We start from the raw sequence: 15,027 nt of genomic DNA, 5'->3' as shown, positions 1-15,027 counted from the left end.
GCTTGGGCTGAAGTAACGATGAGAGGTCTTTCCGCATGCGTCTGCTACGTCGTATTTTGCTATTAGTTTGCCTGTTGCCGTTGTCTGCGCAGGCCGCCATCCCTCCCGACTTGCTCAAGCCGCTGGCCGGCGATGATCCCGACGCCCGTGTCGCCGCCGTCGCGCAGATCGCCGCCCTTGCCACGCCCGAGGCCGCCCGTGTGCTGCAAGCCTTGCAGGACGACGCGTTATACGCCACGCCCGACGGCAAGGTGTATATCGTCGACGGCGAGCAGGCGCTTGACCCGGCGCTCGGCAAGAACGTGCCGCTGCCGGACGGCATCGATGGCGTGATGGTCAACAACCGCTTGCGGTCGGCCGTGGCAGGCGCCTTGTCGGGGCTGAAACTGCTGGCGCCGGAACGGGCCGAACGGCTGGCGGCCGCGCAAGCGTTGCAAAAGGCCGTCGATCCCGCGCAGCTGCCCCTGATCCGCACCGCCTTGGCGCGGGAAAGCGATGCGGAAATTACACAGATATTGCAGGTGCTGATCGCCAGCGCCAACCTGCATGCGCCCGACGTCGCCACGCGCAAGGCCGCCGTGCAGGCGCTGGCCGGCAGCAGCGATGCGCGCCTGCTGCCCGTGCTGCAAGCCATGCTGGAGAAAGGGCCAGATGGCAAGGCCGGCGAACCGGACGAATCCGTGCAACTGGCCGCCATCGAGACCATGCGCCAGATCAAGGGCAGGGTGGCGCGCATGGAGTTCGCCGGCAATGTGTTTTACGGCATTTCGCTGGGCAGCGTGCTGCTGCTGGCGGCCCTGGGCCTGGCCATCACGTTCGGCTTGATGGGCATCATCAACATGGCGCATGGCGAACTGCTGATGATAGGCGCTTACACGACGTATCTGTGCCAGCTGTTTTTCCGCCACTTCCTGCCTGGCGTGCAGGACTGGTATTTGCTGACCGCCTTGCCTGCCGCTTTTTTCGTCTCTGGCCTGGTGGGCGTAGTGCTGGAACGCACGGTGATCCGCTGGCTGTATGGCCGGCCGCTGGAAACCTTGCTGGCCACCTGGGGCATCAGCCTGATCCTCATGCAGGCGGTGCGCACGATCTTTGGCGCGCAAAACGTGGAAGTGGCCAATCCGGCCTGGATGTCGGGCGGCGTCACCGTGCTGGGCGGCCTCGTGTTGCCGTACAACCGCCTGGCCATCATCGCCTTTGCCATCGTCGTCGTGGTGGCCGTGTGGTTGATCTTGAACAAGACGCGGCTGGGCCTGTTCGTGCGGGCCGTCACGCAAAACCGGCGCATGGCCGATTGCGTGGGCGTGGCGACGGGCAAGGTGGACATGCTGACCTTCGGCCTCGGTTCCGGCATCGCGGGGCTCGGCGGCGTGGCCCTGTCGCAGCTGGGCAACGTGGGGCCGGACCTGGGCCAAAGCTACATCGTCGATTCCTTCATGGTGGTGGTGCTTGGCGGCGTGGGCCAGCTGGCCGGCACCGTGATCGCCGCGCTGGGCCTGGGAGAAGTGAACAAATTCCTCGAACCGGTGGCGGGCGCCGTGCTGGCGAAGATCGCCATTTTGATATTCATCATCATTTTCATCCAGCGCCGGCCGCAGGGCCTGTTTGCCATGAAGGGACGCAGCGTCGAATGATTACCTCCCATCAAATCAAGCCTGGCCTGTTCACGCGGCCCGTGTGGCTGGCGATTGCCGCCTGTACATTACTGGCCGCGTTGTTGCCGATTTTTAACCTGGCGTTTGCCGAAGGGCATGCTTTGCACGTGTCCGCCTATACGGTGGCGCTGGTGGGCAAGTTCATGTGCTACGCGCTGGCCGCGCTGGCGCTGGACCTCGTCTGGGGCTACACGGGCATATTGTCCCTGGGCCACGGCGTGTTCTTTGCCCTGGGCGCGTATGCGCACGGCATGTATCTGATGCGCGCCATCGGCGACCAGGGCCAGTATCACAGCAGCTTGCCCGACTTCATGGTCTTTCTCGACTGGAAAACCTACCCCTGGTACTGGGCCTTCACGGAACATTTCTGGTATTGCATGGCCCTCGTCGTGCTGGTGCCGGGCGTGCTGGCCTTCGTGTTCGGTTACTTCGCGTTTCGCTCGCGCATCAAGGGCGTGTATTTTTCCATCATCACGCAAGCGATGACGTATGCCTTCATGCTCTTGTTCTTCCGCAATGACACCGGCTTTGGCGGCAACAACGGTTTCACGGATTTCAAGACGATATTGGGCCACAGCATCACGGCGCCCGCCACGCGGGCCGTGCTGTTCCTGCTGACCCTGGCCTTCCTGCTGGCCGCTTTGGTCGGTGCGCGCGCCATCGTCCGCTCGAAGCTGGGCCGGGTGCTGCAGGGCGTGCGCGACAGCGAGGCGCGCTTGATGTTCCTCGGCTACAACCTTCTGTGGTTCAAGCTGTTCGTGTGGACCTTGTCGGCCGTGCTGTGCGGCATCGCCGGCGCCCTGTACGTGCCGCAGGTGGGCATCATCAACCCGTCCGAAATGTCGCCGGCCAACTCCATCGAGATGGTCGTGTGGGTGGCCGTCGGCGGACGCGGCACCTTGCTCGGCCCGATTTTGGGCGCCTTCACCGTGAACGGCTTGAAAAGCTGGTTCACGGCCGCCATGCCGGAACTGTGGCTGTTTGCGCTGGGCTTGCTGTTCATCGTCGTCACCCTGTTCATGCAGCAAGGCATGCTGGGCGTGTTGAGCAAGCTCAAACGTAAAAAAGCCGCCGTCGTGGCAGAGGAGGCCGCATGAGCATCCGCATGTTGCCCGGCATGGCCAGCGCGGAAGCAGGCCCCACGTATGCGCGCGTGAAGGGCGAGGGCGTCGACACGACGCATGGCGCCATTTTGTATCTGGAAGATATCAGCGTGTCCTTCGACGGTTTCAAGGCCATCAACAAGCTCAGTCTCGATATTTCCGTGGGCGAATTGCGCTGCATCATCGGGCCTAACGGCGCCGGCAAGACGACGATGATGGACGTCATCACCGGCAAGACGCGGCCCACGTCCGGCACGGCCTGGTTCGGGCAAACGATGAATCTGGCGGCCATGACGGAAGCGCAGATCGCCCACGCGGGCATCGGCCGCAAGTTCCAGCGTCCCACCGTGTTCGAGCAGCACACGGTGTTCGACAACCTGGAACTGGCGATGAAGATGGACAAGCGCGTGGCGCCCACCCTGTTTGCGCGCCTCACGTCCGAGCAGGCAGGCAAGATCGAAGCGGTATTGCGCTTGATCCGCCTCAACGGCCACGAAGCGCGGCCGGCCGGTTTGCTGTCGCACGGGCAAAAACAGTGGCTGGAAATCGGCATGCTCCTGATGCAGGAGCCGCAGTTGATTTTATTGGATGAACCCGTGGCCGGCATGTCGGACGCGGAAACGGCGCGCACGGCGGAATTGCTCAATGAATTACGGGGCAAACATTCGATCATGGTGGTCGAGCACGACATGGGCTTTGTGACGGAAATCGCCCGGCAAGGCATCGTCACCGTGCTGCACGAGGGTTCCGTGCTGGCGCAGGGCCGCATGGACGAGGTGCAAGCCGACGAGCGGGTCATCGAAGTCTATCTGGGAAGGTAATAGGGGAGATCGCAGACCATGCTGGAAGTGCAACAGTTAAATCAATACTATGGCTCCTCGCACACCTTGCGCGGCATCAATCTGTCGGCGCGCAAGGGCGAGTGCCTGGCCTTGCTGGGCAGGAATGGCGTGGGCAAGACGACCTTGCTGAAATGCCTGATGGGCGTGCTGCCCGTGGCGCAGGGCCAGGTGGTCTTCAATGGCCGCGACATCACGAAGCTGGCGCCCCATGCGCGGGCCAAGCTGGGCATCGCTTACGTGCCGCAGGGGCGCGACATCTTTGCGCGCCTGACGGTCGAGGAAAACTTGCTGATGGGCATGGCGGTGAGGCGGGGCAGGCAAGCTGCGCGCATCGATCCCCACGTGTATGAACTGTTTCCGGTATTGAAAGAGATGCTGCAGCGGCGCGGCGGCGATTTGTCAGGCGGGCAACAGCAGCAACTGGCCATCGCCCGCGCCCTGCTGGCCGAGCCGCAGTTGATCATCTTCGACGAGCCTACGGAGGGCATCCAGCCGTCCGTCATCAAGGATATCGGCAGGGTCATTTCCTTGCTGAAACAGCGCGGCGACATGGCCATCGTGCTGTGCGAGCAATATTTCGATTTCGCCCGAGAATTGGCCGACGAATTCATCGTCCTGTCGCGCGGCAGTGTCGTGGCCAGCGGACTGGCAGAACAGATGGATGGCGAGGAGGTGACGCGGCACCTGGCGGTCTAGCAACTACACCAGCTGCAGCCACCCCAGCACGGCGCCGGCCGCCAGCAGCCATAATAAATGGATCTTCGTGCGCCAGATGATCAGGCCAGCCACGATGGACAGGGTCCACAGGGGCCAGTCGGTGCGCCATTGGTGGTTGGCGCCGCCCAAAATCATGCCCGTGGAAATCAAGAGGGCGACGACGATGGGCGCCATGCCTTGCTTGAAGGCGCGCACGGGGCGCAGGTCGCGGTTGCGGTAGCCCCACTGGGCTGCCACGTAGGTGAGGGTGGTGCTGGGCAGCATGATGCCCACCATCGTGATGAACACGCCAAGCCAGGCGGCCGTGTAGCTGCCCGCGTTCATGCCCACGTTCCAGCCCATCAGGGCGACGAACAGCACGTTCGGGCCGGGTGCGGCCTGGGCGATGGCGATCGATTCATTGAATTGCGCCTGCGTCAGCCAGCCATGCTGCTCGACGAGGAAACGGTGCATTTCGGAAGTGGTGGAAATGGCGCCGCCGATCGACATCAGCGACAGCATCAGGTAATGGCCGAACAGGTTCAGCCAGTCGCCCGCGCTCAATACCAGTTGCAGGGGCGGCGTCATGCGGACAGCTTTCGATACGTGAGCAGGCAGCCGATGCCGCCCAGGCCCAGCAGGATGTACAGCAGGGGCCAGCGGAAGATCGCCACCATCAGCACGCCCAGCACGGTGATGGACAAGGTCAGCCACAGGGGCAGCGGATGCCTGACCAGCGCGGTCGCCAGTTTCACGCCCGTGGCGGCGATCATGCCGGCCGAGACGGCCGCCATGCCGCGCAGGGCGCCCGCCATCTGCGGATTGTCGCCGAAGCGCGTGTACAGCACGCCCAGCACGAGCACGATGACGAGGGGCACGGCCAGCATGCCGGCCAGCGCCGTCAGCGCGCCTTTCAAGCCGAAATAGCGTCCGCCCACCATCAGGGACAGGTTGACGACATTCGGCCCCGGCATGATTTGCGCCACGGCCCAGTCTTCCAGGAATTCCTCCTGCGTCAGCCAGCGCTTGCGCTCGACCATCTCGCGCTGGATCACGGCCAGCACGCCGCCGAAGCCTTGCAGGGCCAGCCAGGTGAACGAGAAGAACAGGTCGGCAAGCGAGGCGGGTTGGGGGCGGGGGAGGTCGGGCTGGGTGGCGGCGGGGGCAGGCATGGCTGATTATCGCCGTGGCTGCTCGCGCTTGTCCATCGCTTTCGGCTGCGGTTGTGCCTGGAAGAAAAAAACCGTGGCTCATGTTTCCCTGCCATTGACATCGAGAGTTTATCGGCAATACTTTTATCGGCACCATGATCGCTGTCCCTGTCCGCGCTGTCGCGGTTCGCACCGCTACGCCGTCTCCCCCCCTCCGTACCCTTCGCAGGAGTTGTCCATCATGCCTCAATCCACAGAAACGCTGCATATGCCCGTCAAAACCGTGGTGCCGCATGCCCGGGTCGACCAGAAGATGTGCGATATCGTCAATCTGGGCATCGCCGTGCAGGCGGCCTTCAGTACCTTGTGCGCACTGGAATACCTGAAGTCATACAATGTCGCCCCGGAACTGATCGAGCGCGTGCTGCTGCACCCGGAGCAGCGCCGGCAGACCGTGCATTGAGTATCCGCACGGCAACTGTGTTGCCGGCGGCCGCGATCCGCTGTTGTCGGATTGATCATTACGGCTCAGTTATGCACAAATGATGAGTTAACGAAATTGGCGAAATAATTTTCTTGTGATTATGTGTGAGTTTCTAAGTGCTTGATTTTAATGAGTTTTATTTTTGCTGTTTGATTGAGCAGTTTATTGAAAGCCGCACGGGCTGTGGCTTTGAAGGCTGTCAATAGGCGCTTATCCACAAAGATATCCACAGTCCGTGTGGATATCTGAAAAAGCGCTTAACAATCCGCCACTTAGGAAATTGACGCCGCTCAGCCCATGCAATCGGCGGGCAAGATGGGCCGGAATGGGGCATGCCGCAAGCCTGTATGCCTATCCAGTGCTCTTGTTTTTATGACTGAAAGTAGCGGCGCAGGGTCAGGGCGTGCCGCCGGCCGGCGCCGCTGGTGTGTCGCCGCACTGGGCCAGGGCGGCGGCCAGTTCGGCGACCTGTTGCTGCGCTTCGCGCAAGGTGGCGTAGGTGCGCAGCGAGGCGATCACGGTGGTAAACAACTTGCGCGTGGTGAGGTCGGTCTTGCACCAGAAATCGTTGATGTCGTAGTCGATGATGATGCGGTGTTCCAGCGCCTGGCCGGGCTGGCCCGTGCGCAGGATGATGCGCACGGCGCTGTTGTGCAAGTCTTCGCGCACCTGGCGCGCCACTTGCAGGCCGGCATCCTGGGTTTCCATGATGACATCGAGCAGCACCACGGCGATATCTTGTGTGCCGCGCAGCAAGGCCAGCGCCTCGGCGCCAGAATACGCGTGCAAAAAGCTCAGCCGGCGGCCCTGGAAGCTGGCCTGGCTGAGGGCGAACTTGGTCACCACATGCACGTCGACATCGTCATCGACGATCAGCACGCGCCAAGGCGCCGCGTTGGCGGGTTCCGCCGCCGCTTCCGCCCGTTCCAGCGGTTCGTCGACCAGCCAGTCGGGTTCGTCCGCCCCCTTGGCGGAATTATCGCTATCCATATTCATGCGTTTATCCACCGTTGATCGTCGTCGCTACTCCACACTATGCCAGTCTGCGGGGTTTGTCAAAACAATGCTGTTCAAGCAAGACGGCCTGGGCCAGGGATTGCCAATGCACCGCAAAATATATTTTCATGGTGACAGAGAAAGTTTGTTCTAGCGCAAACTCCTGATTGCAAGTCATTGATTTCATTGGGGTAAAAAATTGCCTGTGAAATCAGCAAATTGTTGAAACCCGCATCAATACTGGTGTTGCGGCTTGTCAAGAGGGGCTTATCAACAACTTTATCCACAGTTGCTGTGGATATCTAAAAAAGCCGTGCAAAAACCGGGGCTTAGCGCCCGTTCGTGCGGCTGGGTGCAAGCATTCATGCGGCGAGCCCGAGGCCGCCCAACTGGGCAAACGCCTGCAGGAAGCGCTGCTTGGCTTCGGCCGGACCCATGGCCTCGATTATACCGGGCAAGGGGGCGATGCCGTCAAGGTAAGCCCAGCGCTCGGCCGAGTGCGGCATCAGGTCGCGCTTTTCCGTCGCCAGCGCGATCAGGTCGGCCCGTTTGATGGGGGCGTAATCGGAAAAGTCCAGGCCATAGGTGGCGGCGATGATGGCGCTGACCTTGTCTTCCAGCACGGCAAACTCCGGCAACAGCACTTTCAAGGGCTTCACCATGTCGCCCAGGTAGGCTTCGGCCGCGTCGTGCAGCAGGGCGGCCAGGCGCAAGGGGGGCGGCACCAGTTCGGCGACGATCAGGCTGTGCTGGGCAACCGAGTAAAACACTTGCGTCTGTCCATTGAAGCGGCACTGGTAAGCGAGGCCGTGGGCGATGTCTTCGATGGCGACCTTGTCGATATGCGGGCGCAAGGGATAAAAACGGTTGCCTGAGTAAGTGGATACGTAGTCGGTAGTAATCATTTCTGGATCAGCTCGCCTGCTTTGCACGGATGATCCATCCTACACCCGATGGCCGCCGCTTGCCTCCCGCCCGTCCTTCGCCCTTCCGGCCGAGCCTATGCATCTTGGCAAATCCTTTAATTTATTTCATATCATTCATTGATATTTCTCAAATACACTGTAGAAATCTTGTTTGACTGAAACTTAAAGGGGACAGGGCAATGACGGCGACACCTTCGGCAAGACCTTCGTATATCTATCAGGGCGGTTCGGTGATGATGCACTCGCCGCTGCAATTGAAACAGTCGGAAATGTACGGTTATTTCGTCAGGGGCGAGCTGGCGAAGCTGCAAGCGACCGTGAATACCACCCTGAACCAGGTGGCGGGCAGCAAGATGAGCCTGAAAGCCCTGTCGCCGTATGTCATGCTGACGTTTACGCGCGTCAACCATGCGGACTCCGCCAACCCCGTCGACCAGGCCAAGGGCTGGATCACGGAAGTCGACATCGTCACCTGGATCATGGTCGGCCAGATGGATGCCCAGGGCAAGCTTGCGCATATCTATTGGTACCCATGCCACATTTTCGTCGATGACGCGATGGCCCTGATCAACGGGCGCGAGCTGTTCGGCTATCCGAAATACCTGTGCGACTACGAGATTCCCGCCGCCGGCAGCGAGCCGCTGCGCTGTTCCGTGGCTGCCAAGGGCTTCCAGCATTTTTCGCCGGAAACGAAACTGGCCCTGCATCCATTGCTGGAAGTCAACGCCACCGTGCAGACGGGGCAGCACAAGCCCATCAACAGTTTCCTGGAACTCATCGAGCAGGCGTTCCAGATTTTCCTGTCCATCCCCGATTTCTTTGACATGGACCAGGCCGGCTGGGCCGATGTTTTGTCGCTGCTGCGCAACCCCCGCATCGACCAGATTTTCCTCAAGCAATTCCCCGACAGCGCGGGCGTGAAAGCCGTGTACCAGGCCCTGGTGGCCGCGCCCGCCGAGATCAACCGCCTGCACAGCGCGCGCCTGCTCGGCTATGAGTATGAATGCACGCTGCACGCCTTCGACAGCTTCCCGCTGGACCAGACCCTGGGTCTCAAACTGGGGCCGCAGGCGGCGATATTGCCGTTCCAGGTGAATTTCGACTTCACGGCCATGCCGGGCGAGGAGCTGGTCGACAATTCCCGCATCGCGCCGGAAAAGATCGCCATCCTCGGTGGCGGCGTGGCGGCCATGACCACGGCGTATTATCTGACGAACCAGCCGGGCTGGCAAAACCGGCATGCCATCACCGTCTACCAGCTGGGCTGGCGCCTGGGCGGCAAGGGGGCCAGCGGGCGCAATGCGCAAGCGGGCCAGCGCATCGAGGAGCACGGCCTGCACATCTGGTTCGGCTTCTACGCGAACGCCTTCAAGATGATCAAGGAAGCGTACGCGAGCCTGGAGCGCCCGCCCGGCGCGCCGCTGGCCACCTGGCGCGACGCCTTCAAGCAGCACGATTACGTGGCCCTGTCGGAAGACGTCAAGGGGCAGTGGCGCAACTGGTCCATCGTCTTTCCCACCTTGCCGGGCGAGCCGGGCGAGGGCGGCGAAGACATCACCCTGTGGCAGATGGCCATCGCCATGGTGGGCTGGATCGAGCAGTGGATACGCCAGATCCGGCAGGTGGCGGACGCGGATGCGCGCATCGTCCGTGCCAGCGCCTCGCAGGGCGAGGGCGTGTGGCCGGGCTGGCTGCGCCGCCTGGCCGATGAAGTGGTGGGGCAAGCCGACGAGCTGGGACTGGACGTGGGCCTGTCCGTGGGCGCGCTGGCGGCGCTGGTGGCCGACCTGGCGCCGGACTCCACGCGCCACGACCAGGCCCGCCACCAGCTGCTGGCCAGCACCCTGAACGGCATCCGCGCCTGGCTGCGCCTGCGCTACCGGGCCCTGATCGATGGCGACGACGAATTGCGCCGCCTGTTCATTTGCCTGGACCTGGGCATCACGGTCATGAAGGGCATGTTCCAGGATGGCGTGTTCAAGAACGGCTTCGACGTCATCAACGATATCGATTTCCGCGACTGGCTGCGCAAGCATGGCGGCGACGAGCAGTTCAGCGTCAACTCGGCGCCCGTGCGCGGCTTCTATGACCTGGTGTTCGCCTACGAGGGCGGCGATTTTGCGAAACCGAACATCGAGGCGGGGACGCTGTTGCGGGCGATGGCGCGCATCGGCCTGGCCTACAAGGGCGGCATCATGTTCAAGATGCAGGCCGGCATGGGCGACACGATCTTCACGCCGCTGTACCAAGTGTTGAAAAAAAGGGGCGTGGAATTCAAATTCTTCCAGCGCGTGGAAGAACTGGTGCCGGGCGCGGGCGACATCGACAGCATCCGCATCACCGAGCAGGTGCAATTGAAAGACCCCGCCGCCGGCTATGCGCCGCTGGTCGACGTGAAAGGTCTGGCGTGCTGGCCCAGCGCGCCCGATTATGCGCAGATCGAAGCGGCGCAGGCGGCGCTGCTGCAGGAGAAAGAGGTCAACCTGGAATCGTACTGGAGCGACTGGCCGCAGCAGTACCGGCAAGCGTTCGGCCGCGCGCTGCCCGCCACGGTATTGAAGAAGGGCGTCGACTTCGACAAGGTGGTGTTCGGCATTTCCATCGGCTCGCTGCCCGCCCTGTGTCCGCAACTGCTGGCGCAAAGCCCGGCCCTGCAACTGGCGGCCGACAAGGTGAAAACCGTGGCTACGCAAGCCTATCAGGTATGGCTCAACAAGGATTTGCGTCAGATGGGCTGGACCACGCAACCGAAGGGCCAGCAGCCCGTGCTGTCGGCCTTCACGGAGCCGTACGACACGTGGGCGCCGATGGATCAATTGTTGGCGCGCGAGGATTGGCCTGCGGGACTGGCGCCGAAAAACGTCTCCTACTTTTGCAGCGCCTTCCCCGTCGACAGCTATCCGCCCGTCACCGACACGGATTTCCCGGCCCGCTGCGCGGCCAGGGCGAAGCAGGGCGCGCTGCACCAGCTGGAGCACGAGATCGGCGCCCTGTGGCCCGAGGCGGGCGGGCCAGGTGCGTTCCCGTGGCAATGGCTGGTGGACGCCAAGGCGGCCACGGGCGCGGCCCGTTTCGACAGCCAGTACTGGCGCGCCAACGTCGATCCGTCCGAGCGCTATGTGATGTCGGTGGTGAACAGCACGCAGTACCGGCTGGCCACCGACCAGTCGGGGTTCAGCAACCTGTTCCTCACGGGCGACTGGATCAGGACGGGCATCAACGCGGGCTGCGTGGAGGCGGCCGTGATGGCGGGCATGCAGACGTCGCGCGCCATGACGGGCTATCCGGCCGTGATCCAGGGCGAGACGGATTTTTAGTGATTTCGCTATGATGGCGTTTCATTGTTCCCTGCGCGAGCGAATCATGCAACGCCTGATGCTGTTGTTTCTGATCTGTATCAATCTGCACGCGGTCGCCGCGCCGCCCGGCGCGATCGTGCTGTGGCCCGGCGCGCCGCCCGGTGGCGCGGCGCCTGGGCCGCAGCGCGACAGCGCCAAGGGTTCCATCACGCAGGTCGAACAACCGTATCTGATCGCGCACCGCCCGGCGCAGCCGAACGGTATCGCCATGCTCCTGGTCAGCGGCGGCGGCTATGCGCATATCGAGGCGGGCAAGGAGAGCGGCCCCACCGCCCGCTGGCTGCAGGCGCAGGGCGTCACGGCGTTTGAACTCGGGTACCGCCTGCCGCAGGAGGGGGGAGGCGTCAGCGCGCCGTTCCAGGATGGCCAGCGTGCCATGCGCGTGATCCGTGCGCGCGCGGCCGAATGGGGCATCGACCCGGCACGCATCGGCATGCTGGGATTTTCCGCCGGCGCCCACCTGGCCGGCATGACGGCCGTGCAGCCCGACGCGGCCCGCTACGCGCCCGTCGATGCGGTCGATGCCGTCTCCGCGCGCCCCGACTTTGCCGTGCTGCTGTATCCCGTGCTGACCATGCAGGCGCCGTTCGACACGACGCATGCGAAAAAGCAGTTGCTGGGACGTCGCCCCGCGCAGGCGGCGCGCGACGCGCTGTCGGTGGAACTGCACGTCGATGCGCGCACGCCGCCCATGCTCATTGCGCAGGCGCTCGATGACCCGATTGCGCCGCCCGAGAACAGCCGGTTGATGGCGGCCGCCCTGCGCCGCGCGGGCGTGCCCGTCGAACTGCATTTGTTCCAGCACGGCGGCCATGGCTGGGGCCTGGGCAAGCCGGGCAGCGAGCCGGCCGCCTGGCCGCAGCTGTTGCTGGCGTGGCTGCAAGCGCACGGCTGGATGGCTCAGCCGGCGGGCTGAGTTTCCAGGTCGCGCCGCGCCACGCTCAGCGCCTCCTGCAACTGCGGCAGGAACTGTTCCACGTTATCGAGCTGGCCGTTCGAGGCCAGGGTTTCCATCTGGTGGCACAGGCCGTGCAGGGTGGGGCGGCTCAGGTAGCCGGCGCTGCCCTTCAGGGCGTGGAAGGCGGCGGCGGCGGCGCTGGCGTTGCCATCGCGCACGGCGTGGCAAGCCAGGTCCAGGCGCCGCGGCGCTTCCGTCAGGAACGCTTGCGCGATGCGCTGCAAATGCTGCGGCGACAGGCCGGCCAGCGGCAAAATGTGCACGGGCGCCGTCATGGGATCGGCCGGCGTCTCCGCCTGCGCCGTGTTGGCCTCGTCCAGGCCGAACTGGCGCGCCAGGCTGTCGTCCCCGATGGGCGCGGCAGGCGGCAGCGCGTGGCCGCGCGCCAGCAGCAGGTCGATGAGGGCGTCGATTTTCTCGAACAGCAGCGCTTCGTCGACGGGCTTGCTGAGGAAGTCGTCCATGCCGGCGGCCAGATAGCGTTGCCGGTCATGTTCGCTGGCGTTGGCCGTCAGCGCGAGGATGGGGATGTGCGCGTCGGGAATGGGGAATTCGGCGTTGCCGCCGTCGCGGATCAGGCGCGCCGCCTGTTCGCCATCCATCAGCGGCATGCGGCCATCCATCAGCACGCAATCGTAGGCGCCCGCACCCAGCGCGCGCAGCGCCTGCTCGCCGTTTTCCACGATGGTGACCTCATGCCCCATGCTTTCGAGCAGGGTGCCGATGATGATCTGGTTGGTGCGCACGTCTTCGGCACACAGGATGCGCAGGCGGCAGGCGTGGCGCGCGTGGCGTGCCGGCCGGCGCGCGTCGGCCGCCGGCGCGCTGCCTGGCGTCAGCGGCAAGGTGAAATGGAAGCGCGAGCCGATGCCGATGCGGCTTTCCACGCCGATCGTGCCGTTCATCAGTTCGACCAGCTCCTTGCAGATGGCCAGGCCAAGGCCCGTGCCGCCGTAGCGCCGCGTGGTGGAGTGGTCGGCCTGCTCGAATTTCTGGAACAGGCGCGGCAAGGTGTCCGCGTCGATGCCGGGGCCCGTGTCGCTGATGATGAATTCGATCTCGCTGCGGCCGTCGCGGCGCGGCGGCGTGCGGGCGCGCCGCACTTCCAGCAGCACTTCGCCATTCGCCGTGAATTTCAGCGCATTGCCCAGCAGGTTGATGAGGATTTGCCGCAGGCGCGTGGGGTCGGCGCGCACGTAGCGCGGCAAGTCCAGCGCCAGTTCGCGGCGCAGCAGCAGGCTCTTGGCGTCGGCCTGGCCCTGCACGATGCCGGCCGCGTCGCCGATCAGCGCCAGCAAGTCGAAGTCCACGGTTTCCAGGGTCAGCTTGCCCGCGTCGATCTTCGAGAAATCGAGGATGTCATTGAGAATGGTCAACAGCGACACGCCATTGTGCAGGCCTATGCGCAGGTATTCCTGCGTGCGGCCTTTGACGGACTGGTCGCGCAGGGCGAATTTCAGCATGCCGATCACGCCGGCCAGCGGCGTGCGGATGTCGTGGCTCATGGCGGACAGAAAATCGATGCGGTGGCGGCTGACCACTTCCGCGTGTTCCTTGGCTTTCAGCAGGGCGTCGTTGCTGAGGGTGAGCGCCAGGGTGCGCTCCTGCACGCGCTGTTCCAGGTTGTTGCGCAGCAGGCGGATCTGGTCGGCCAGGGCAAAGGCCAGCAGCAAGCCGTCGAGCGTGCCGCCGAGCAGGGTCACCAGCTGGGCGTTGGCCACCATGGCCGGCATCAGGCCCAGGTTGGCCGGCAGGATCAGGAAGCCGGGCAGCATCAGGGCGACGAAGGCCAGCACGAAGAAGCGCGCCGGCTGGTAGCCGCGGCACCAGACGACGATGCCGCAGACGAGCGCCAGCAGCATCCAGATGCTGATGACGATGGTGGCCAGCGTGTGCGCATACGACAGGGCGAAGAAGCAGCTGGGCAGCAGCAGCAGGGGCAGCACCAGGTTGACCTTGCTGATGCGGTGCAGCAGGGGCGAGTAGTCGCGCAGGCGCAGGAAATGCGTGTAGAACAGGGTGCTGAAGACGGGCAGCAGGAAAAACGGCACGTAATGCAGCTGCAGCAGGCGCCAGTCGAACAGGTCGGCAAAGACGTGGAAGGTCATGGCCCAGGCCAGACCATAGGTCAGCACGTACAGCGCGTAATAGGCCGAGGCTTTTTCCAGGGTGATGGAAAAGATGAAGAAATTGAACAGGCCCAGCGCCAGCAGGGCGCCGATCGACGCCACCATCAGGAAGTTTTCCTTGCCCACCAGCTTGCGGTAATCCTGCTGCGTCTGCACGCCGAACAGCGGCGCGCGCGCGTAGTAGGGGCTGGAAAAGCGGATCAGGATGTCATACGTGGCGCCCGGCGCCAGTTGCACGTTCCTGCCGTAGTGCAACAAATATTCGTGCGGACGCTGGTAGCCCGTCAGCAAGGTCTGCGGCGCCGTCTGCGGCCCGGGGCCATACACGTACACGTCGACCAGGTCGATCAGGGTGTCGTTCGGGTCGATGACCCAGGCCGTTTCGCCGCTGTCGTTGCGCACCTGCGCGTGCAGCCAGTAGGCGCCGCCGAACAGGTCGACCTGGCTGGCCGGGCGCTGGTGCGCCAGCCAGGCGGGCAGGGCGGCCGCATCGGCGGGCGCGGCGTCATTTCCGGCGAGAAACAGTTGCCCACCGTTGCCCAGGTGCTGGATGCCTTGCTTGCTCAGGGGCAAGGGCGCCGCCTGCGCCCCACCCGCCAGGCCCAGCAGGCCGATCAGCAGGCCGAACAGGAGCGGCCAGCCGCATAGCCAGGCGCAGACGCGGGAGCTGGAAGCGCGGTGGCGGGAAAGGGGCGGGTGGGCTGGCATCGATGGGTTTGGTGATGGTC

Annotated in this window: 12 protein-coding genes; 7 read left to right on the top strand and 5 right to left on the bottom strand. The window is 63.9% G+C overall.

The genetic code is table 11. The features are described 5' to 3' along the window. The first annotated feature begins 35 nt into the window (after positions 1-35). From urtB to urtE, 4 genes are read left to right on the top strand one after another with little or no spacing between them, the layout of a single operon-like run. Complete coding sequence (gene urtB / locus O3300_RS07665) at positions 36-1,634, top strand: urea ABC transporter permease subunit UrtB (RefSeq protein ID WP_305052626.1); 1,599 nt, start codon at positions 36-38, stop codon at positions 1,632-1,634. Then, on the top strand, positions 1,631-2,752 hold the full coding sequence (gene urtC / locus O3300_RS07660; protein WP_305052625.1) for an urea ABC transporter permease subunit UrtC: 1,122 nt from the start codon (positions 1,631-1,633) through the stop codon (positions 2,750-2,752). Before urtB ends, urtC begins: the two co-directional genes overlap by 4 nt. Next, positions 2,749-3,579, top strand: coding sequence for an urea ABC transporter ATP-binding protein UrtD (gene urtD / locus O3300_RS07655; RefSeq protein ID WP_305052624.1), 831 nt, complete (start codon positions 2,749-2,751; stop codon positions 3,577-3,579). The genes urtC and urtD overlap by 4 nt, the downstream gene beginning before the upstream one ends. Before the next feature lie 18 nt (positions 3,580-3,597). Beyond that, positions 3,598-4,296: an urea ABC transporter ATP-binding subunit UrtE gene (urtE, locus tag O3300_RS07650; RefSeq protein ID WP_305052623.1), complete on the top strand. Its 699-nt coding sequence runs from the start codon at positions 3,598-3,600 to the stop codon at positions 4,294-4,296. A gap of 3 nt (positions 4,297-4,299) precedes the next feature. Here urtE and O3300_RS07645 read toward each other — a convergent pair whose 3' ends face one another. Together O3300_RS07645 and O3300_RS07640 are read right to left on the bottom strand one after the other, a co-directional pair. Continuing rightward, entirely contained in the window at positions 4,300-4,884 is a 585-nt protein-coding gene (locus tag O3300_RS07645; RefSeq protein ID WP_099667303.1) for a chromate transporter, read from the bottom strand. Next, entirely contained in the window at positions 4,881-5,468 is a 588-nt protein-coding gene (locus tag O3300_RS07640; RefSeq protein WP_305052622.1) for a chromate transporter, read from the bottom strand. The genes O3300_RS07645 and O3300_RS07640 overlap by 4 nt, the downstream gene beginning before the upstream one ends. Before the next feature lie 220 nt (positions 5,469-5,688). Between O3300_RS07640 and O3300_RS07635 the strand changes: the two genes are divergently transcribed. Then, positions 5,689-5,910: a hypothetical protein gene (locus O3300_RS07635; protein ID WP_099667305.1), complete on the top strand. Its 222-nt coding sequence runs from the start codon at positions 5,689-5,691 to the stop codon at positions 5,908-5,910. 417 nt (positions 5,911-6,327) lie between these two features. On the opposite strand, the gene O3300_RS07630 is transcribed toward O3300_RS07635, so the two are convergent. After that, a complete protein-coding gene (locus tag O3300_RS07630) occupies positions 6,328-6,927 on the bottom strand; it encodes a response regulator (RefSeq protein WP_251348103.1) in 600 nt (199 codons plus the stop codon). A 362-nt stretch (positions 6,928-7,289) separates the two neighbouring features. Next, positions 7,290-7,832 carry a phosphohydrolase gene (locus O3300_RS07625; RefSeq protein ID WP_289897306.1) on the bottom strand — a complete coding sequence of 181 codons (543 nt, stop codon included), beginning with the start codon at positions 7,830-7,832 and terminating at the stop codon, positions 7,290-7,292. 200 nt (positions 7,833-8,032) lie between these two features. Between O3300_RS07625 and O3300_RS07620 the strand changes: the two genes are divergently transcribed. Both O3300_RS07620 and O3300_RS07615 read left to right on the top strand, forming a co-directional pair. Next, positions 8,033-11,170, top strand: a complete 3,138-nt coding sequence (locus tag O3300_RS07620; RefSeq protein WP_305052621.1) for an FAD/NAD(P)-binding protein — start codon at positions 8,033-8,035, stop codon at positions 11,168-11,170. A 46-nt stretch (positions 11,171-11,216) separates the two neighbouring features. Next, on the top strand, positions 11,217-12,128 hold the full coding sequence (locus tag O3300_RS07615; RefSeq protein ID WP_305052620.1) for an alpha/beta hydrolase: 912 nt from the start codon (positions 11,217-11,219) through the stop codon (positions 12,126-12,128). On the opposite strand, the gene O3300_RS07610 is transcribed toward O3300_RS07615, so the two are convergent. Beyond that, positions 12,113-15,007, bottom strand: coding sequence for a hybrid sensor histidine kinase/response regulator (locus tag O3300_RS07610; RefSeq protein ID WP_305052619.1), 2,895 nt, complete (start codon positions 15,005-15,007; stop codon positions 12,113-12,115). The two genes, O3300_RS07615 and O3300_RS07610, sit on opposite strands and share 16 nt — an antisense overlap. Positions 15,008-15,027 lie beyond the last annotated feature (20 nt).

Source organism: Janthinobacterium sp. SUN206 (assembly GCF_030587305.1).
Classification (GTDB): Bacteria; Pseudomonadota; Gammaproteobacteria; order Burkholderiales; family Burkholderiaceae_D; genus Janthinobacterium; species Janthinobacterium kumbetense.
The sequence above is the reverse complement of the archived record's forward strand: the minus strand, read 5'-3'. Positions and strand labels throughout refer to the sequence as shown.

What these genes read in the sequence shown, in the direction of transcription:
- O3300_RS07620 (WP_305052621.1), top strand. Translation starts at nt 8,033, where the DNA reads ATGACGGCGACACCTTCGGCAAGACCTTCGTATATCTATCAGGGCGGT.
- O3300_RS07615 (WP_305052620.1), top strand. Translation starts at nt 11,217, where the DNA reads ATGCAACGCCTGATGCTGTTGTTTCTGATCTGTATCAATCTGCACGCG.
- O3300_RS07640 (WP_305052622.1), bottom strand. Translation starts at nt 5,468, where the DNA reads ATGCCTGCCCCCGCCGCCACCCAGCCCGACCTCCCCCGCCCCCAACCC.
- urtD (WP_305052624.1), top strand. Translation starts at nt 2,749, where the DNA reads ATGAGCATCCGCATGTTGCCCGGCATGGCCAGCGCGGAAGCAGGCCCC.
- urtC (WP_305052625.1), top strand. Translation starts at nt 1,631, where the DNA reads ATGATTACCTCCCATCAAATCAAGCCTGGCCTGTTCACGCGGCCCGTG.
- O3300_RS07635 (WP_099667305.1), top strand. Translation starts at nt 5,689, where the DNA reads ATGCCTCAATCCACAGAAACGCTGCATATGCCCGTCAAAACCGTGGTG.
- urtE (WP_305052623.1), top strand. Translation starts at nt 3,598, where the DNA reads ATGCTGGAAGTGCAACAGTTAAATCAATACTATGGCTCCTCGCACACC.
- O3300_RS07625 (WP_289897306.1), bottom strand. Translation starts at nt 7,832, where the DNA reads ATGATTACTACCGACTACGTATCCACTTACTCAGGCAACCGTTTTTAT.
- O3300_RS07645 (WP_099667303.1), bottom strand. Translation starts at nt 4,884, where the DNA reads ATGACGCCGCCCCTGCAACTGGTATTGAGCGCGGGCGACTGGCTGAAC.
- O3300_RS07630 (WP_251348103.1), bottom strand. Translation starts at nt 6,927, where the DNA reads ATGAATATGGATAGCGATAATTCCGCCAAGGGGGCGGACGAACCCGAC.
- urtB (WP_305052626.1), top strand. Translation starts at nt 36, where the DNA reads ATGCGTCTGCTACGTCGTATTTTGCTATTAGTTTGCCTGTTGCCGTTG.
- O3300_RS07610 (WP_305052619.1), bottom strand. Translation starts at nt 15,007, where the DNA reads ATGCCAGCCCACCCGCCCCTTTCCCGCCACCGCGCTTCCAGCTCCCGC.